Origin of the sequence: Burkholderia sp. BCC1644 (assembly GCF_902833225.1) — a bacterium.
GTDB lineage: Bacteria > Pseudomonadota > Gammaproteobacteria > Burkholderiales > Burkholderiaceae > Burkholderia.
The window spans coordinates 45890-62574 of the sequence record NZ_CADFEI010000032.1; the positions used below are offsets into that span (position 1 = coordinate 45890).

Annotated in this window: 17 protein-coding genes; 10 read left to right on the forward strand and 7 right to left on the reverse strand. The window is 67.6% G+C overall.

Features of this window, described 5'->3' with window-relative positions; all coding sequences use genetic code 11:
• The first annotated feature begins 218 nt into the window (after positions 1-218).
• Entirely contained in the window at positions 219-1097 is an 879-nt protein-coding gene (locus tag HWX87_RS36435; protein WP_176051666.1) for an EamA family transporter, read from the forward strand.
• Positions 1098-1142: 45 nt separating this feature from the next.
• Here HWX87_RS36435 and HWX87_RS36440 read toward each other — a convergent pair whose 3' ends face one another.
• The gene (locus tag HWX87_RS36440) at positions 1143-2669 is read right to left on the reverse strand and encodes an N-acetylmuramoyl-L-alanine amidase (RefSeq protein WP_176051652.1); all 1527 of its coding nucleotides are present in this window, start codon (positions 2667-2669) and stop codon (positions 1143-1145) included.
• Positions 2651-3205 carry a tRNA (adenosine(37)-N6)-threonylcarbamoyltransferase complex ATPase subunit type 1 TsaE gene (gene tsaE / locus HWX87_RS36445; RefSeq protein ID WP_176051653.1) on the reverse strand — a complete coding sequence of 185 codons (555 nt, stop codon included), beginning with the start codon at positions 3203-3205 and terminating at the stop codon, positions 2651-2653. The genes HWX87_RS36440 and tsaE overlap by 19 nt, the downstream gene beginning before the upstream one ends.
• 17 nt (positions 3206-3222) lie before the next feature.
• Here tsaE and queG point away from each other — a divergent pair, with 17 nt between their 5' ends.
• The 3 genes from queG (at position 3223) to xerD (ending at position 5939) form a co-directional block, all read left to right on the forward strand.
• A complete protein-coding gene (gene queG / locus HWX87_RS36450) occupies positions 3223-4458 on the forward strand; it encodes a tRNA epoxyqueuosine(34) reductase QueG (RefSeq protein WP_176051654.1) in 1236 nt (411 codons plus the stop codon).
• Between the two features lie 63 nt (positions 4459-4521).
• A complete protein-coding gene (locus HWX87_RS36455; protein ID WP_176051655.1) occupies positions 4522-4989 on the forward strand; it encodes a methylated-DNA--[protein]-cysteine S-methyltransferase in 468 nt (155 codons plus the stop codon).
• Complete coding sequence (xerD, locus tag HWX87_RS36460) at positions 4989-5939, forward strand: site-specific tyrosine recombinase XerD (protein WP_176051656.1); 951 nt, start codon at positions 4989-4991, stop codon at positions 5937-5939. Before HWX87_RS36455 ends, xerD begins: the two co-directional genes overlap by 1 nt.
• Positions 5940-5976: 37 nt before the next feature.
• Here the strand turns inward: xerD and HWX87_RS36465 are convergent, their stop codons facing one another.
• Positions 5977-7539 (reverse strand): AMP-binding protein, encoded by a 1563-nt coding sequence (locus HWX87_RS36465; RefSeq protein ID WP_176051657.1) that lies wholly within the window; start codon positions 7537-7539, stop codon positions 5977-5979.
• A gap of 241 nt (positions 7540-7780) precedes the next feature.
• Between HWX87_RS36465 and ybaK the strand changes: the two genes are divergently transcribed.
• Complete coding sequence (gene ybaK / locus HWX87_RS36470; protein ID WP_124456378.1) at positions 7781-8272, forward strand: Cys-tRNA(Pro) deacylase; 492 nt, start codon at positions 7781-7783, stop codon at positions 8270-8272.
• Positions 8273-8388: 116 nt separating this feature from the next.
• The gene (plsY, locus tag HWX87_RS36475; protein WP_176051658.1) at positions 8389-9027 is read left to right on the forward strand and encodes a glycerol-3-phosphate 1-O-acyltransferase PlsY; all 639 of its coding nucleotides are present in this window, start codon (positions 8389-8391) and stop codon (positions 9025-9027) included.
• Positions 9028-9106: 79 nt separating this feature from the next.
• On the opposite strand, the gene HWX87_RS36480 is transcribed toward plsY, so the two are convergent.
• A complete protein-coding gene (locus HWX87_RS36480; RefSeq protein ID WP_006482217.1) occupies positions 9107-9592 on the reverse strand; it encodes a YajQ family cyclic di-GMP-binding protein in 486 nt (161 codons plus the stop codon).
• Positions 9593-9728: 136 nt separating this feature from the next.
• Here HWX87_RS36480 and murB point away from each other — a divergent pair, with 136 nt between their 5' ends.
• Positions 9729-10778 (forward strand): UDP-N-acetylmuramate dehydrogenase, encoded by a 1050-nt coding sequence (gene murB, locus HWX87_RS36485; protein WP_176051659.1) that lies wholly within the window; start codon positions 9729-9731, stop codon positions 10776-10778.
• Positions 10779-10866: 88 nt separating this feature from the next.
• Here murB and argF read toward each other — a convergent pair whose 3' ends face one another.
• Positions 10867-11796, reverse strand: a complete 930-nt coding sequence (gene argF / locus HWX87_RS36490) for an ornithine carbamoyltransferase (RefSeq protein WP_176051660.1) — start codon at positions 11794-11796, stop codon at positions 10867-10869.
• A gap of 413 nt (positions 11797-12209) precedes the next feature.
• On the opposite strand from argF, the gene HWX87_RS36495 reads away from it, so the two are divergent.
• Complete coding sequence (locus tag HWX87_RS36495; protein WP_006482210.1) at positions 12210-12530, forward strand: DUF3579 domain-containing protein; 321 nt, start codon at positions 12210-12212, stop codon at positions 12528-12530.
• A 150-nt stretch (positions 12531-12680) separates the two neighbouring features.
• On the opposite strand, the gene rpsT is transcribed toward HWX87_RS36495, so the two are convergent.
• Positions 12681-12953 (reverse strand): 30S ribosomal protein S20, encoded by a 273-nt coding sequence (gene rpsT / locus HWX87_RS36500; RefSeq protein WP_059233374.1) that lies wholly within the window; start codon positions 12951-12953, stop codon positions 12681-12683.
• Between the two features lie 304 nt (positions 12954-13257).
• Between rpsT and murJ the strand changes: the two genes are divergently transcribed.
• The gene (gene murJ, locus HWX87_RS36505) at positions 13258-14808 is read left to right on the forward strand and encodes a murein biosynthesis integral membrane protein MurJ (protein ID WP_244137831.1); all 1551 of its coding nucleotides are present in this window, start codon (positions 13258-13260) and stop codon (positions 14806-14808) included.
• Positions 14809-14816: 8 nt separating this feature from the next.
• Positions 14817-15659, forward strand: a complete 843-nt coding sequence (locus HWX87_RS36510) for a SirB1 family protein (RefSeq protein ID WP_176051667.1) — start codon at positions 14817-14819, stop codon at positions 15657-15659.
• 64 nt (positions 15660-15723) lie between these two features.
• Here HWX87_RS36510 and HWX87_RS36515 read toward each other — a convergent pair whose 3' ends face one another.
• Complete coding sequence (locus HWX87_RS36515) at positions 15724-16482, reverse strand: SDR family NAD(P)-dependent oxidoreductase (protein WP_176051662.1); 759 nt, start codon at positions 16480-16482, stop codon at positions 15724-15726.
• Positions 16483-16685: the final 203 nt, after the last annotated feature.

Below are 16685 nucleotides of genomic sequence, written 5' to 3' on the forward strand. Positions count from 1 at the left end.
GATGCCGGTCATTGTACTGGCCGCCCGCTGCCGATTCCATGCGCGCCGCGCGGGTATCGGGGCGCACGGCGAAACCCGGTAGACTGACCCGCTTCTCAGGAAAACGCCGGGCCACCCCGGAGTTTTCCGCCCCGCAGGACGTCCCCGCGGGGGCCTGGCGCGAAGCGACAGGGTGAGGGGCTTTGCAACAAACGATTCGAATCGAGGAGACACCGATGATGGCCCCGAAGGACTTGCTGCTCGCGCTGGTCGTGATCCTGGCGTGGGGCGTGAACTTCGTCGTGATCAAGGTCGGCCTGCACGGGATGCCGCCGATGCTGCTCGGCGCGCTGCGCTTCACGCTCGCAGCCGTACCCGCGGTGTTCTTCGTGCGCAGGCCGCAGATTCCGTGGCGCCTGCTGGTGCTGTACGGCGCGACGATCCAGCTCGGCCAGTTCATGTTCCTGTTCACCGGGATGTACGTCGGCATGCCGGCCGGTCTCGCGTCGCTCGTGCTGCAGTCGCAGGCGTTCTTCACGCTCGTGTTCGCGATGCTGTTCCTCGGCGAGCGGCTGCGCGTGCAGAACCTGATCGGGCTCGCGATCGCCGCGGGCGGCCTCGTCGTGATCGCCGCGCAGGGCGGTCGCGCGATGACGCTCGCGGGCTTCCTGCTGACGATCTGCTCGGCCGCGATGTGGGCGTTCGGCAATATCGTCACGAAGAAGGTCGGGAAAGCGAACCTCGTGTCGCTCGTCGTGTGGGCGAGCCTCGTGCCGCCCGTGCCGTTCTTCCTGCTGTCGCTGTGGTTCGAAGGGCCGCAGCGGATCGCGACCGCGCTCGCCGGGCTCAACGGCGCGTCGATCTTCGCGGTCGTCTATCTCGCGTTCGTCGCGACGCTGCTCGGCTACGGGCTGTGGAGCCGCCTGCTGTCGCGCTACCCGGCCGCGCAGGTCGCGCAGTTCTCGCTGCTGGTGCCGGTCGTCGGGCTCGCGTCGTCGGCGCTGCTGCTCGACGAACACCTGACGCAATCGCAACTGATCGGCACCGCGCTCGTGATGGGCGGGCTCGCGGTGAACGTGTTCGGCGCGAAGGTGCTGAGCCGCTTCGCGGCATCGTGACGCGCCGGCACGCGGTGCGTGCCGGCGGCGGGGCAGGGCGGGCCGTCAGGCCATCCGGTTCTTCGCGAGCGGCGGATTCGCGGCGAAGTAGCGCTTGATGCCGCGGAAGATCGCGTCGGCCATCTGGTCGCGATAGCTGTCGTCGTTCAGCCGGCTCTCTTCTTCCGGGTTGCTGATGAACGCGGTCTCGACGAGGATCGACGGAATGTCGGGCGCCTTCAGCACCGCGAACCCGGCCTGCTCGACCGAGCCCTTGTGCAGCTTGTTGATGCCGCCGACTTCCTTCAGCACGTAGTTGCCGTAGCGCAGCGAATCGCGGATCTGCGCGGTCGTCGACATGTCGAACAGCGCGCGGTTCACGGCCGCGTCCGCCGTCTTGATGTTGATGCCGCCGATCAGGTCCGACGAATTCTCCTTGTTCGCCATCCAGCGCGCCGCGGCGCTTGTCGCGCCGTGGTCGGACAGCGCGAACACCGACGAGCCGCGCGCGGACGGCGTCGTGAACGCGTCCGCGTGGATCGACACGAAGAGATCCGCGCCCACGCGGCGCGCCTTCTGCACGCGCACGTTCAGCGGCACGAAGAAGTCCGCGTCGCGCGTCATCATCGCGCGCATGTTCGGCGCGCCGTCGATCTTCGCGCGCAGCTTCTTCGCGATGTCGAGCGCGATGTGCTTCTCGTATGTGCCGCCGCCGCCGATCGCGCCCGGATCCTCGCCGCCGTGGCCCGGATCGATCGCGACCGTCAGCAGGCGTACCGTGCCGCCCTTGCCGGATTTCGGCGCGGTGAACTTGTAGGTGTCGCCGTCGTCGTCGCTGTCGTCGCGGCGCGCGATGACGGGCGGCGGCTTGACGGCCGGCTTCGCGGGCGTCGAAGGCGTGCCGGCAACCGGTGGCGTGTGCGGCGTGGCCGGCGTGTTCTGCGCGAAGCGCTGGAAGAACGCGTCGCTGTTGTCGCCGCCGGCGGGCGGCGGGGTACCGGGGCCGGCCAGCGTGGTCGGCGGATGCATCTGCTGCGCGCGCGCCGTATCGTTGAGCGCCTGTTCCTTGCGTTCCGTCTGCGCGATCAGGTCGGACAGCGGATCGGGCGCGACGGCCGGATACAGGTCGAACACGAGCCGGTACTTGTAGGTGCCGACCGGCGGCAGCGTGAACACCTGCGGCTTCACCGAGCCTTTCAGGTCGAACACCATCCGCACGACGTGCGGCTGATACTGGCCGACGCGCACCGACTGGATCTGCGGGTCGTTCGGCGCGATCTTCGACACGAGGTCGCGCAGCGCCTGGTCGAGATCGAGGCCGGTCAGGTCGACGACGAGACGGTCGGGACCCTGCAGCAGCTGTTGGCTATTCTGCAGCGGCTGGTCGGATTCGATCGTGACGCGCGTGTAATCGCGCGCGGGCCACACGCGTACGCCGAGCACCGACGACGCGTGCGCGAGCCGCGGTGCGACGAGACCGAGCACCAGCGTCGACGCACCCGCGCACAGGATCTGGCGGCGCCGCCAGTTGTGCGTCGCGGTGGCCGCCGATTCGATCGAGCGGAACGGTTTGATCAACATCTTTCGAGACATGCCTTTCCTGAAGCGCTATACGCCCGGACGGTGAGGGCGCGGCCGTCGCCATCCACGTCGAGCGAGAAAACCAGATCGGGCACGCCGAGCAGGGCGCCCGCCTGTTGCGGCCATTCGACGAGGCAGATCGCGCTGGAATTGAAATATTCGCGAAAGCCTGCATCGGACCATTCGGCCGGATCGTTGAATCGATACAGATCGAAGTGATAGACCTCGAGTTCCCCATCGCTGCGTTCGAGCGCATACGGCTCGACGAGCGTGTAGGTCGGGCTGCGCACGCGGCCCTGGTGGCCGAGGCCGCGCAGGATCGCGCGCACGAGGGACGTCTTGCCCGCGCCGAGATCGCCGACCAGCTGGATCTGCAGCCCGTCGAACGCATGCGCGCGGGTGAGTTCGATGCGCGCCGCGTCGAGCGCGTGCGCGAAGCGGGTGCCGAAGGCCTCGGTCGCCGCTTCGTCGGCGAGCGCGATCACGCGCTCCGCGGACGGAGCGGGCAGCATGGCGGCATGAGGCGATTGGCTGGACGTGGCTGGCATTCTCGTAAAATAGTGCGATGAACCGATTACCGGAACTCGCCGCATCCGACAGACCTTCGACTCAGGCCGAAGGCGCGGCGCCGTGCGCGCTCGATGATGCGGCATTGACTGCGCTCGCCGCTCGCATCAGGGCGTGGGGGCGCGAATTGGGTTTCGGGGCGATCGGGATCAGCGATACCGATCTCTCGGATGCCGAAGCAGGCCTCGCCGCCTGGCTGGAAGCCGGATACCACGGCGAAATGGATTATATGGCGAAACATGGGATGAAACGCGCGCGCCCGGCCGAACTTGTGGCCGGTACGCGACGTGTGATTTCCGTGCGGCTCGCCTATTTGCCGGCCCGGACGCTCGCTGGCGACGCGCCCGGCGGCGAGCCCGGCGCGCTCGTGCCGCATGACTGGCGCGCGCGCGAACGGGCGCGGCTCGACGATCCGCAGGCGGCCGTCGTGTCGATCTATGCACGCGGCCGCGACTATCACAAGGTGCTTCGCAACCGGCTGCAGACGCTCGCGGAGCGCATCGAGCGCGAGATCGGAGCGTTCGGCTACCGCGTGTTCACCGATTCGGCGCCGGTGCTCGAGGTCGAGCTCGCGCAGAAGGCCGGCGTCGGCTGGCGCGGCAAGCACACGTTGCTGCTGCAGCGCGATGCCGGCTCGCTGTTCTTCCTCGGCGAGATCTACGTCGATCTGCCGCTGCCGGCCGACGCGCACACGTCGCCCGATACCGCACCCGAGACGCCGGGCGCGCACTGCGGCAGTTGCACGCGCTGCATCGACGCGTGCCCGACCGGCGCGATCGTCGAGCCGTACCGCGTCGATGCGCGGCGCTGCATCTCGTACCTCACGATCGAACTGAAAGGCAGCATTCCCGAAGCGTTGCGGCCGATGATCGGCAATCGCATGTACGGCTGCGACGACTGCCAGCTCGTGTGCCCGTGGAACAAGTTCGCGCAGGCCGCACCCGTCGCCGATTTCGACGTGCGGCATGGCCTCGACCGCGCGACGCTCGTCGAGCTGTTCGCGTGGGACGCCGACACGTTCGATACGCGGATGCAGGGCAGCGCGATCCGGCGCATCGGCTATGAAAGCTGGCTGCGCAATCTCGCGGTCGGGCTCGGCAATGCGCTGCGTGCGGACGCGGACCGGCTCGCGCCGCCGGCGCGCGACGCGATCGTCGCCGCGTTGCGCGCGCGGGCCGACGATCCGTCGCCGGTCGTGCGCGAGCATGTCGAATGGGCGCTGCGTGCCGCGTGAAGGCGGCGTAAAGTGTCGTCGGCGCGCGGCAGTGAACGCGCATACATCGGTCAGGAGAAGACAATGTTCAACGCAGTCATCGACGCGCCGTTCGGCAAGGTCGGCGTCCGCACGGACGCCGCGGTGGTGCGCGAGATCGTCTATCTGCCCGAATCGGTGAAGTCGGTCGATCCGGATTCGCCGCTCGCGAAGCGCGCGGTCAAGCAGATCGAACGTTATTTCGAGCGCGCGTCGGCGCGCTTCGACCTGCCGCTCGCCGAAGTCGGCAGCGCGTTCCAGCACCGCGTGTGGGACGTGATCAGCGATATCCCGCCCGGCACCGTGCTGACCTACGGACAGGTCGCGAAGCGGATCGGCAGCGCGCCGCGCGCGGTCGGCCAGGCATGCGGCGCGAACTATTTCCCGCTCGTGATTCCATGCCATCGCGTCGTCGCGGCGGGCGGCCTCGGCGGCTTCGCGAACCACGACGACAACGGCTATTACCAGAAAGTGAAGCGCTGGCTGCTGGCGCACGAAGGCGTGCCGTACTGATGAGTGAACCAATGATGACCCCCGAAGCCGACGGCGATGCCGCCGCGGCCTCGCCCGCGCTGCTCGCGAGCCGCGCGTCGATCGACGTGTTCTGCGATGCGCTGTGGCTGGAGCACGGGCTTGCGCGCAACACGCTCGACGCATACCGCCGCGATCTGGTGCTGTTTTCACAATGGCTGGCCGAGACGCACGACGCGCCGCTCGATGTGGCCGACGAGGCGATGGTGACGGGCTACATCGCCGCGCGCAGCGACGGCAAGGCGACGTCGTCGAACCGGCGGCTGTCGGTGTTCCGTCGCTATTACGGCTGGGCCGTGCGCGAGCATCGCGCGAGCGCCGACCCGACGCTGCGGATCACATCCGCGAAACAGGCGGCGCGGTTTCCGTCGACGTTGTCCGAGGCGCAGGTCGAGGCGCTGCTCGGCGCACCCGACGTCGGTACGCCGCTCGGCCTGCGTGATCGCACGATGCTCGAGCTGATGTATGCGAGCGGGCTGCGCGTGAGCGAGCTCGTGACGCTGAAGACGGTCGAGGTCGGCCTGAACGAAGGCGTCGTGCGCGTGATGGGCAAGGGCTCGAAGGAGCGGCTCGTGCCGTTCGGCGAAGTCGCGCACGGCTGGATCGAGCGCTACCTGCGCGACGCGCGGCCGGCGCTGCTCGGTGCGCGCGCGGCCGATGCACTGTTCGTGACCGCGCGCGGCGACGGGATGACGCGCCAGCAGTTCTGGAACATCATCAAGCGCCACGCGCAGCAGGCCGACGTGCGCGCGCACCTGTCGCCGCACACGCTGCGGCACGCGTTCGCGACGCACCTGCTGAACCACGGCGCCGACCTGCGCGTCGTGCAGATGCTGCTCGGCCACAGCGACATCTCGACTACGCAGATCTACACGCACGTCGCGCGCGAGCGGCTGAAGACGCTGCACGCGCAGCACCATCCGCGCGGCTAGCCCGCCCGGTGCGTGCCGCCGTGCGCGCCGGCCGGTGTCAGACCAGGTCGCGCAGCTTGTGTTTCAGCACCTTGCCGGTCGATGCGGCCGGCAGCGCGTCGAGCACGCGGATGTGCGCAGGGCGCTTGTAAGGCGTGAGCCGTTCCGCGCACCACGCGTGCAGTGCGGCTTCGTCCGCCGTCGCGCCGGGCACCAACTCGACGAACGCGAGCACTTCCTCGTTGCCGTCGACCGCGCGGCCGATCACGGCCGCCTGCACGACGTCCGGATGCGCGTTCAGCACCTGCTCGACTTCGACCGGATACACGTTGAAGCCCGACCGGATGATCAGCTCCTTGCTGCGGCCCGCGATCGTCACCGCGCCATCGGCCTCCTGCCGCGCGAGATCGCCGGTGCTCAGCCAGCCGTCCGGCGACACGGCCGCGCGCGTCGCGTCCGCGTTGCGGTAGTAGCCGAGCATCACGTTCGGCCCGCGCACGCGGATCTCGCCGACTTCGCCTGGCGGCACGTCGGTGCCGTCCGGCGCGACGAGCCGCATCTCGACGCCCGGAATCGGCACGCCGACCGAACTGTCGGCACGCGGCGCGTCGAGCGGCGTCTGCGTGATCGTCGGGCTGCTTTCGGTCATCCCGTAGCCGTTGTGCAGCGGCACGCCGTACCGGCGCTCGACGCGCGCCTTCAGGTCCGCGTCGAGCGGCGAGCCGCCCGAATACGCGAAGCGCAGGCGCGGCGCGTGCCATGCGTGGCCGTGCGTGTGCAGGTGTTCGAGCAGCTTCGCGTGCATCGCGGGCACGCCCTGGAAGATCGTGACATCTTCGTCGGCGAGCGCGACGCGCACGGCTTCCGGCGAGAAGCGCGGCGCGAGCCGCAGCGTCGCGCCGGCGTACAGGCTGCCGAGGCAGACCGACGCGAGCCCGTACACGTGCGACACGGGCAGCACCGTGTAGACGACGTCGTCGGGCGACACGCGGCGCAGCGTGCTCGACGTTGCGGCGATGAACAGCAGGTTGCGGTGCGACAGCATCACGCCTTTCGGCGTACCCGTCGTGCCGGTCGTGTAGATCAGCGCCGCACATTGCGCGGCGCTGTCGGCTGCAACCGGTTCGGTGGGCGCGCTCGCGTCGACGCGATACGACCACGCGCCGATGTCGACCGGCAGCGCGCCGGCGGGCGTCGCGCCGAGCCGCGCGGCATGCGCCCGTGCGTCGGGTGATGCGTCCGTCGCGAATGCGACCAGCCTCGGGCGCGCATGCGCGGCGATCGCATCGAGTTCGCCGGCCGACAGCCGTGCGTTCGACACGAGCGCCCACGCGTCGAGACGGGCGACCGCGAACAGCAGCACGATCTGAGCGACGCAGTTTTCCGCGACGATCATCACGCGGTCGCCGCCCTGCACGCCGAGGCTCGCGAGCCGTGCGGCCGCCGCATCGACGGCCTGCGCCAGCTCGCCGTACGACAGGCGGCGCGCATCTTCGATCAGCGCCGGATGCGCGGGCGCCTGCGCGGCCCAACGCGCGGGCACGTCGGCGATACGGCGCGGCAGCGCGGCGAGCAGGGCGTCGACGTCGAGCGACTCGGATGAACGGATGGGCGAGGGCATGGCGTCTCCAGAAAGGGGGCCGGGCGGCGGCTTGACGATGTTTGCGAACGATCGTGCCACGACGGCGCACGCGCCACAATCGGCCAATCGGGCAATAGCACTTCGCGATGCCCGCAATGATGACGGGCGGAATCGTGGCGGCGGCGCAGGCGGCCGTCCGGCGGAAAACGGGCCGCGAGTATAACGCCGGCCCGCGCACGCCGCCGCCCGCCCGCCGGTCGTTCGCCATTAAAATGCCGCCATGAGCAAATCCAGACACGTGTCCGAAACCCCCGCGACCCAGCTGTTGCGCCGCCATGGCGTGACGTTCGGCGAACATCCGTACGACTACGTCGAGCACGGCGGCACCGGCGAATCGGCGCGCCAGCTCGGCGCGGACGAGCATTGCGTCGTGAAGACGCTCGTGATGGAAGACGAGCACGCGAAGCCGCTGATCGTGCTGATGCACGGCGACCGTACCGTGTCGACGAAGAACCTCGCGCGGCAGATCGGCGCGAAGCGCGTCGAGCCGTGCAAGCCCGAGGTCGCGAACCGCCATTCGGGCTATCTCGTCGGCGGCACGTCGCCGTTCGGCACGCGCAAGACGATGCCCGTCTACGTCGAGGCGACGATCCTCGAATTGCCGACGATCTACCTGAACGGCGGCCGCCGCGGCTACCTCGTCAGCCTCGCGCCGGCGGTACTCGTGTCATTGCTCGGCGCGCAGCCGGTGCAGTGCGCGAGTGTCGACTGAGGGTTTCACCTTCGTGGCACCCCGCGCCCGTTCGGTAGAATGGGCGCCGTTTCGGCCTGCCGGCTTGCCGTGCACGGCCGTCCCTTTACCGATACGTTGAAAGAAGAGTCCTCCGCATGCAGATCCTGCTCGCCGCCCTCGTTGCCTACCTGATCGGTTCGGTGTCGTTCGCCGTCGTCGTCAGTTCCGCGATGGGCCTGGCCGACCCGCGTTCGTACGGGTCGAAGAATCCCGGCGCGACCAATGTGCTGCGCAGCGGCAACAAGAAGGCCGCGATCCTGACGCTCGTCGGCGACGCGTTCAAGGGCTGGATTGCCGTCTGGCTCGCACGACGCCTGGGCCTGCCCGACGTCGCGGTCGCGTGGGTCGCGATTGCCGTGTTCCTCGGCCACCTGTATCCGGTGTTCTTCCGCTTCCAGGGCGGCAAGGGCGTCGCGACGGCGGCCGGCGTGCTGCTCGCCGTGCACCCGGTGCTCGGGCTCGCGACGGCGCTGACCTGGCTGATCGTCGCGTTCTTCTTCCGCTACTCGTCGCTCGCGGCGCTGGTGGCGGCCGTATTCGCGCCGGTGTTCGACGTGTTCCTGTTCGGCACGGGCCACAACCCGGTCGCGTGGGCCGTGCTCGCGATGAGCGTGCTGCTCGTGTGGCGTCACCGCGGCAACATTTCGAAGCTGCTGGCGGGGCAGGAAAGCCGGATCGGCGACAAGAAGAAGGCGGCCGCGGACGGCGGCGCGCAGGACGGCGGGAAAGCCTGAGACAGCGCGGTGCCTGCCGCGCGCCGGGCGCGCCGCGTGTGCGGGGCCCGGCGGGATGACGTGACGGATCGGCTGGCGATCAGTCGCGGAAGTTGTTGAAGTCGAGCGGCGTGTCGGTCACGTCCTTGCGCAGCATCGCGATCGTGCTCTGCAGGTCGTCGCGCTTGGTGCCCGAGATGCGCACCGCGTCGCCCTGGATGCTCGCCTGCACCTTGATCTTGCTGTCCTTCACGAGGCGCACGATCTTCTTCGCGAGATCGCCGGTCACACCTTTCTTCACGGTGACGATCTGCTTGACCTTGTCGCCGCCGATTTTCTCGACCTTGCCGTAGTCGAGGAAGCGCACGTCGACATTGCGCTTGGCCAGCTTGCCGATCAGTACGTCCTTGACCTGGCCCAGCTTGAAATCGTCGTCGGCGAACAGCGTCAGCTCGCGTTCCTTCTGCTCGACGCGGGCGTCGGAGCCCTTGAAGTCGAAGCGCGTCGAAATTTCCTTGTTCGACTGCTCGATGGCGTTCTTCACTTCGATCATGTTCGCTTCGGAAACGACGTCGAACGATGGCATGGTTTTCTCCCTTGAGATGCGGGCACCCGGCTCGCGCGCGGGCACTCGCTATAATTGCGGACTGTCTGCCATTTTACCGATGCCCCTCCGTTTGCCCAAGGCCGGCCATGCGCCGCCCGGGCTGACGTGACCGCGAATGCCGATGCCTCCTGACGATTCCGCCCTGTCGCTGCTCCCCGACCATCCGCTCGCCGCGCACAACACGTTCGGCATCGCCGCGACCGCGCGCTTTGCCGCGCGCATCACGCATGCGTCGCAGTTCGAGGCGCTGCACCGCGACCCGCGCGTCGCGAACCTGCCGCAGTTCGTGCTCGGCGGCGGCAGCAACGTCGTGTTCACGCGCGATTTCGACGGCGTCGTGCTGCTCGACGAGATCACCGGCCGCCGCGTCGTGCGCGAGGACGACGACGCGTGGTACGTCGAGGCAGGCGGCGGCGAGAACTGGCACGCATTCGTCGCATGGACGCTCGAGCACGGGATGCCGGGCCTCGAGAACCTCGCACTGATTCCCGGCACCGTCGGCGCCGCGCCGATCCAGAACATCGGCGCGTACGGCCTCGAGATGAAGGCATATTTCGACTCGCTGGTCGCGGTCGAGTTGGCGACGGGGCGCAGCGAGCGCTTCGATGCCGTGCGCTGCGCGTTCGGCTACCGCGACAGCTTCTTCAAGCGGGAAGGGCGCGGCCGGTTCGCGATCGTGTCGGTGACGTTCCGGCTGCCGAAGCAATGGGCGCCGCGGCTCGGCTACGCGGACGTCACGCGTGAGCTCGACGCGCGCGGCATCGCGACTGATGCGACGACGCCGCGCGACGTGTTCGACGCGGTCGTCGCGATCCGCCGCGCGAAGCTGCCCGATCCGCTCGTGCTCGGCAACGCGGGCAGTTTTTTCAAGAACCCGGTGATCGACACCGCCCAGTTCGAGGCGCTGCGCGCCCGCGCACCCGAGGTCGTGTCGTATCCGCAGCCGGACGGGCACGTGAAGCTGGCGGCCGGCTGGCTGATCGACCGCTGCGGCTGGAAGGGCCGGGCACTCGGTGCGGCGGCCGTGCACGACCGCCAGGCGCTCGTGCTCGTCAATCGCGGCGGTGCGACGGGCGCCGACGTGCTCGCGCTGGCGCGGGCGATCCAGGCCGACGTGCGTGCGCAGTTCGGGGTCGAGCTGGAGGCCGAACCGGTCTGCCTGTAACGCGGGTTCCGCGCCGCTTTCCGCGCGCCCAAACAAAAAGCGCCGATCGTCGATCGGCGCTTTTTTTACGCGTGTGCGTTCCGGCGCGTCAGTGCTTGAGGCGGCCGAGCAGCAGGAACTCCATCAGTGCCTTCTGCACGTGCAGACGGTTTTCCGCCTCGTCCCAGACGACGCTCTGCGGGCCATCGATCACGCCGGCCGTCACTTCCTCGCCGCGGTGCGCGGGCAGGCAGTGCATGAAGAGCGCATCCGGGTTCGCATGGCCCATCATTTCCTCGTCGACGCACCAGTCGGCAAACGCCTGCTTGCGCGCCTCGTTCTCGGCTTCGAAGCCCATGCTCGTCCACACGTCGGTGGTGACGAGATCGGCGCCCTTGCACGCTTCGTTCGGATCGTCGAACACCTCGTAGAACGGCGCGCTGCCGGGCGACACGAGCTTCATGTCGAGCGCATAGCCGGGCGGCGTGGACAGGCGCAGCTTGAAACCGAGGATCTGCGCGGCTTCGATCCACGTGTAGAGCATGTTGTTCGCGTCGCCGACCCATGCGACGGTCTTGCCGGCGATCGGGCCGCGGTGCTCGTAGTACGTGAAGATGTCGGCGAGCACCTGGCACGGGTGGTAGTCGTTCGTCAGGCCGTTGATCACCGGTACGCGCGAGTTTTCCGCGAAGCGTGTGATGACCTCTTGCTCGAACGTGCGGATCATGATGATGTCGACCATCCGCGAGATGACCTGCGCGGAATCCTCGACGGGTTCGCCGCGGCCGAGCTGCGTGTCGCGCGTGCTCATGAAGACGGCGTGGCCGCCGAGCTGGAAGATCCCGGCCTCGAACGACAGGCGCGTACGCGTCGAGCTCTTCTCGAAGATCATCGCGAGCGTGCGGTCGTGCAGCGGGTGATAGGTCTCGTAGTTCTTGAACTTGCGCTTCAGGATACCCGTGCGTTCGAGCACGTACTCGTAGTCTTCCAGCGAGAAATCCTTGAACTGCAGGTAGTGACGAATGGTTTTGGCGGTCATGAAGCGAAATACGGCGGGTTTTGCCCGGCAGCGAGGCCGGACGGCGCCGCCGTCGGGTGTGGATAACTCAAAGCAGCATAAAGGATTTTCTGTGCTTTGACGAGCCGCGGAGCGAAGCGGGGCACGATCGCGACAGGCAGTGGATGGGGCGGGAAGGCGGCCGTCGGGACGACGCGCGATGGCGCGCTGCGGTATAATCCGAAAGTTTTCTCCAGCCCGGCAGGCAAGGCTTTTCGCGCTCTGCCGGACACAAGCCGTGCGCTGCACAAATCCGGTGCAGTCCACCGGCGGCGCGCATCGACGTCCCGTTTTCGGGATACCGGAATGCTTGTGCCGCCGTCCATTCCAGCTTTGTGTTCGCGTTTCCAGGCGCCGTTGCCTGGGCATCGCCGGGCCGTCACTTGGGTAACCACATGGCTGAAACCCCTCCGACCGAATTCTTCATCCAGGGCATCACGAAAGACGGGAAAAAGTTTCGCCCGAGCGACTGGTCGGAACGTCTGGCCGGTGTGATGGCCTGCTTCGGGCCGGGGGCGAGCGGGCCGAATGCGCGTCTCAAGTATTCGCTGTACGTGCGTCCGACGATGCTCGGCGACCTGAAATGCGTGATCCTCGATTCGCGGTTGCGCGACATCGAACCGATGGCTTTCGATTTCGTGCTGAATTTCGCGAAGGACAACAACCTCGTCGTCACCGAGGCGTGCGAACTGCCGGATTACAACGCGAAGAAGTGATGCCGACGGGCGAGGGCGCGTGCAGCGCCCGCCCCGGCCCGTCGCCGCCCCGCATGATGCGCGGGCGACAGACGACAAAAAAGCCCGCCTAGGCGGGCTTTTTTGCGATCGCAGGAAACAGGAACGCCCGCGCGAGCGGGCGCACCGGAGTTACGCTGCTGCCTGCAGGCCCTTGACGGCTGCGGCCAGGCGGCTCTTGCTGCGAGCGGCCTTGTTCTTGTGAACGATCTTCTTGTCGGCGATCGTGTCGATCGTCTTCACGGCAGCCTTGAACAGCTCGGCAGCCTTTGCTTGGTCGCCGGCGTCAACAGCCTTGCGAACCGACTTGATCGCGGTACGGAATTTCGAGCGCAGCGCCGAGTTGTGCGAGTTTGCCTTCGCGGCCTGGCGGGCGCGCTTGCGTGCTTGTGCGGAGTTAGCCATGACGGTTCCTTATCCTGTCCTGTTTCCAGAGCTTGGAGCCTGACGGCCAAGCGCTGCTTTTCGATCCGTCCCCTGAGAACGATTGCCCAGGGGCGCATAAAAAAACGGTGATTTTAACCGAGGCTAGGACATGAAAACGGCAGTTGCCGTGCATGTACGAGCCCAGAAACCGGAGATTATAGCAACAAAATCAAGCGTGTGGCAAGTTCGAAGTGACATTCGCCGGACGGGGCGCCGGCGGCGTGCGCGCTTTTCGGCATCGGCCGCTGGCCGGGTCGCGCAACGTCCGTATAATAAGCGCCCCATGAATCTATTCAGAGCCCTGCTGACGGTCAGCGGCTTCACGCTGCTGTCGCGCGTGACCGGACTGGCCCGCGAGACGCTGATCGCCCGTGCGTTCGGTGCCAGTCAATATACCGACGCGTTCTACGTCGCCTTCCGCATTCCGAACCTGCTGCGCCGCCTGTCTGCCGAAGGTGCGTTCTCGCAGGCGTTCGTGCCGATCCTCGCCGAGTTCAAGAACCAGCAGGGGCACGATGCGACGAAGGCGCTCGTCGACGCGATGTCCACCGTGCTCGCGTGGGCGCTTGCCGTGCTGTCGGTCCTCGGGATCGCCGGCGCGTCGTGGGTCGTGTTCGCGGTCGCGTCCGGCCTGCACACCGATGGCCAGGCGTTCCCGCTCGCGGTCACGATGACGCAGATCATGTTCCCGTACATCGTGTTCATCTCGCTGACGACGCTCGCGTCCGGCGTGCTCAACACGTACAAGAGCTTCTCGCTGCCCGCGTTCGCGCCGGTGCTGCTCAACGTCGCGTTCATTGCTGCAGCCGTGTTCGTTGCGCCGCACCTGAAGGTGCCGGTCTACGCGCTCGCGTGGGCCGTCATCGTCGGCGGCGTACTGCAGTTCCTCGTGCAGATGCCGGGGCTGAAGAAGATCGACATGGTGCCGCTGATCGGCCTGAACCCGCTGCGCGCACTGCGCCACCCGGGCGTGAAGCGCGTGCTCGCGAAGATGGTGCCCGCGACGTTCGCGGTGTCGGTCGCGCAGCTGTCGCTGATCATCAACACCAACATCGCGTCGCGGCTCGGGCAGGGCGCCGTGTCGTGGATCAACTACGCCGACCGCCTGATGGAGTTCCCGACGGCGCTGCTCGGCGTCGCGCTCGGCACGATCCTGCTGCCGAGCCTGTCGAAGGCGCACGTCGACGCCGATTCGCATGAGTATTCGGCGTTGCTCGACTGGGGGCTGCGCGTCACGTTCCTGCTCGCGGCGCCGAGCGCGCTCGCGCTGTTCTTCTTCGCGACGCCGCTCACCGCGACGCTGTTCAACTACGGCAAGTTCGACGCGCATACCGTCACGATGGTCGCGCGCGCGCTTGCCACCTACGGGATCGGCCTCGTCGGCATCATCCTGATCAAGATCCTTGCGCCGGGCTTCTATGCGAAGCAGGACATCAAGACGCCCGTGAAGATCGCGATCGGCGTGCTGATCGTCACGCAGATCTCGAACTACGTGTTCGTGCCGCTGATCGGCCACGCGGGCCTGACGCTGAGCATCGGCGTGGGCGCGTGTCTGAATTCGCTGCTGCTGTTCCTCGGGCTGCGCAAGCGCGGCATCTACCAGCCGTCGCCGGGCTGGCTGCGCTTTTTCGTGCAGCTCGTCGGCGCGACGCTCGTGCTCGCGGGCCTGATGCACTGGTGCGCGATCAGCTTCGACTGGACGGGGATGCGCACGCAGCCGCTCGACCGCATCGCGTTGATGGCGGCGTGCCTCGTGCTGTTCGCTGCACTATATTTCGGTATGTTGTGGGTGATGGGCTTCAAATACGCTTACTTCAGAAGGCGCGCCAAGTGATGACCGCAATGACCCGCGTCCTCGACTACTTCAGCACGCTCGTGGCGGACGACGACAGCCTGCCCGTCACGGAAACCGCGCTGTCGCTGGCGCAGGACGCGTATCCGGACCTCGACCTGCAGGGTACGCTGGCCGAACTCGACATGCTGGCGGCGCGGTTGCGTCGGCGGTTCACCGACGATGCGGACCTGAAGGGCCGCGTCGCCGCGCTGAACGATTTCTTCTTCCGCGAACTCGGCTTCTCGTGCAATCACAACGATTACTACGACCCCGATAACAGCCACCTGAACGCCGTGCTGAAGCGGCGGCGCGGGATCCCGATCTCGCTGTCGGTGCTGTACCTGGAACTCGCCGAGCAGATTGGCGTGCCGGCGCGCGGCGTGTCGTTCCCCGGCCATTTCCTGCTGCGCGTCACGCTGCCGGACGGCGACTTGATCATCGATCCGACCAACGGCCATTCGCTGTCCGAGGCCGAGATGGTCGAGATGCTCGAGCCGTACGTCGCGCGCGCGGCCGGTGCGGTCGACAGTGCGTTGCGCGCACTGCTGCAACCGGCGACGAGCCGCGAGATCATCGCGCGGATGCTGCGCAACCTGAAGACGATCTATCTGCAGACGGAACGCTGGCAGCGGCTGCTCGCGGTGCAGCAGCGGCTCGTGATCCTGCTGCCCGAGCAGCTCGACGAGGTGCGCGATCGCGGCTTTGCGTATGCGCGGCTCGACTACCTGCGTCCCGCGCTCGAGGATCTCGAGCAGTATCTCGGCGAGCGGCCCGAGGCGGACGACGCGACCGTCGTCGAATCGCAGGTCACCGAATTGCGGCAGCGGATGCAGCGCGACGGCGAGGACTGAGCCGCCATCGCGCCGTTTCCGGAACAAGAAAAACGCCCGCATCGCGGGCGTTTTTCATGGGTGCTTATTTCGGCTGCATCCGGATCGCGCCGTCGAGGCGGATCACTTCGCCGTTGAGCATCGGATTCTCGACGATCTGGCGCACCAGCATCGCGTATTCGGCCGGTTTGCCGAGCCGCGGCGGGAACGGCACCATCGCGCCGAGCGCGTCCTGCACGTCCTGCGGCATGCCGAGCAGCATCGGCGTTTCGAACAGGCCGGGCGCGATCGTCATCACGCGGATGCCGCTGCGCGACAGGTCGCGCGCGATCGGCAGCGTCATGCCCGCGACACCGGCCTTCGATGCCGCATAGGCGGCCTGGCCGATCTGTCCGTCGAAGGCGGCGACCGACGCGGTGCTGACGATCACGCCGCGCTCGCCTTCCGCGGTCGGCGCGGTTGTGGCCATCGCGGCGGCCGCGAGCCGGATCATGTTGAACGTGCCGACCAGGTTCACGTTGATCGTCTTCGCGAACACGTCGAGCGGGTGCGCGCCGTCCTTGCCGACGGTTTTCACGGCTGGCGCGATGCCCGCGCAGTTCACGAGGCCACGCAGCGTGCCCGCGTGCGTCGCCGCGTCGACGGCCGCCTGTGCGTCGGTTGCGCTCGACACGTCGCAGCGCACGAATACGCCGCCCAGTTCGGTCGCGAGCGCAGTGCCTGCCGCTTCGTTCAGGTCGGCGAGCACGACCGTACCGCCGGCCTGGGCAAGCATCCGCGCGGTGCCGGCGCCGAGGCCCGATGCGCCGCCCGTGATCAGAAACACGTTGCCGCGAATTTCCATGTCAGTCTCCTGTCGACCGCCCTTGGCGCTTCAGCGCCTAGGGAGGTCCCATGCAAAGCGTCGACCGCCCTTGGCGCTTTAGGCAGTATGACTTCGCGTGAGGTAGAGGGCTGGCCTGCGGCGAGGAAGCAAACGCGGGTTAGCATTGCAGCCAGAGCCGCACGGTGTGGACGGTGCCACACCCGGCACTTTCTCGCACGGAG

What these genes read in the sequence shown, in the direction of transcription:
- queG (WP_176051654.1), top strand. Translation starts at nt 3,223, where the DNA reads ATGAACCGATTACCGGAACTCGCCGCATCCGACAGACCTTCGACTCAG.
- ybaK (WP_124456378.1), top strand. Translation starts at nt 7,781, where the DNA reads ATGAGCAAATCCAGACACGTGTCCGAAACCCCCGCGACCCAGCTGTTG.
- HWX87_RS36465 (WP_176051657.1), bottom strand. Translation starts at nt 7,539, where the DNA reads ATGCCCTCGCCCATCCGTTCATCCGAGTCGCTCGACGTCGACGCCCTG.
- argF (WP_176051660.1), bottom strand. Translation starts at nt 11,796, where the DNA reads ATGACCGCCAAAACCATTCGTCACTACCTGCAGTTCAAGGATTTCTCG.
- plsY (WP_176051658.1), top strand. Translation starts at nt 8,389, where the DNA reads ATGCAGATCCTGCTCGCCGCCCTCGTTGCCTACCTGATCGGTTCGGTG.
- HWX87_RS36455 (WP_176051655.1), top strand. Translation starts at nt 4,522, where the DNA reads ATGTTCAACGCAGTCATCGACGCGCCGTTCGGCAAGGTCGGCGTCCGC.
- xerD (WP_176051656.1), top strand. Translation starts at nt 4,989, where the DNA reads ATGAGTGAACCAATGATGACCCCCGAAGCCGACGGCGATGCCGCCGCG.
- HWX87_RS36440 (WP_176051652.1), bottom strand. Translation starts at nt 2,669, where the DNA reads ATGTCTCGAAAGATGTTGATCAAACCGTTCCGCTCGATCGAATCGGCG.
- murB (WP_176051659.1), top strand. Translation starts at nt 9,729, where the DNA reads ATGCCGATGCCTCCTGACGATTCCGCCCTGTCGCTGCTCCCCGACCAT.
- HWX87_RS36515 (WP_176051662.1), bottom strand. Translation starts at nt 16,482, where the DNA reads ATGGAAATTCGCGGCAACGTGTTTCTGATCACGGGCGGCGCATCGGGC.
- HWX87_RS36495 (WP_006482210.1), top strand. Translation starts at nt 12,210, where the DNA reads ATGGCTGAAACCCCTCCGACCGAATTCTTCATCCAGGGCATCACGAAA.
- rpsT (WP_059233374.1), bottom strand. Translation starts at nt 12,953, where the DNA reads ATGGCTAACTCCGCACAAGCACGCAAGCGCGCCCGCCAGGCCGCGAAG.
- HWX87_RS36510 (WP_176051667.1), top strand. Translation starts at nt 14,817, where the DNA reads ATGACCCGCGTCCTCGACTACTTCAGCACGCTCGTGGCGGACGACGAC.
- tsaE (WP_176051653.1), bottom strand. Translation starts at nt 3,205, where the DNA reads ATGCCAGCCACGTCCAGCCAATCGCCTCATGCCGCCATGCTGCCCGCT.
- HWX87_RS36435 (WP_176051666.1), top strand. Translation starts at nt 219, where the DNA reads ATGGCCCCGAAGGACTTGCTGCTCGCGCTGGTCGTGATCCTGGCGTGG.
- murJ (WP_244137831.1), top strand. Translation starts at nt 13,258, where the DNA reads ATGAATCTATTCAGAGCCCTGCTGACGGTCAGCGGCTTCACGCTGCTG.
- HWX87_RS36480 (WP_006482217.1), bottom strand. Translation starts at nt 9,592, where the DNA reads ATGCCATCGTTCGACGTCGTTTCCGAAGCGAACATGATCGAAGTGAAG.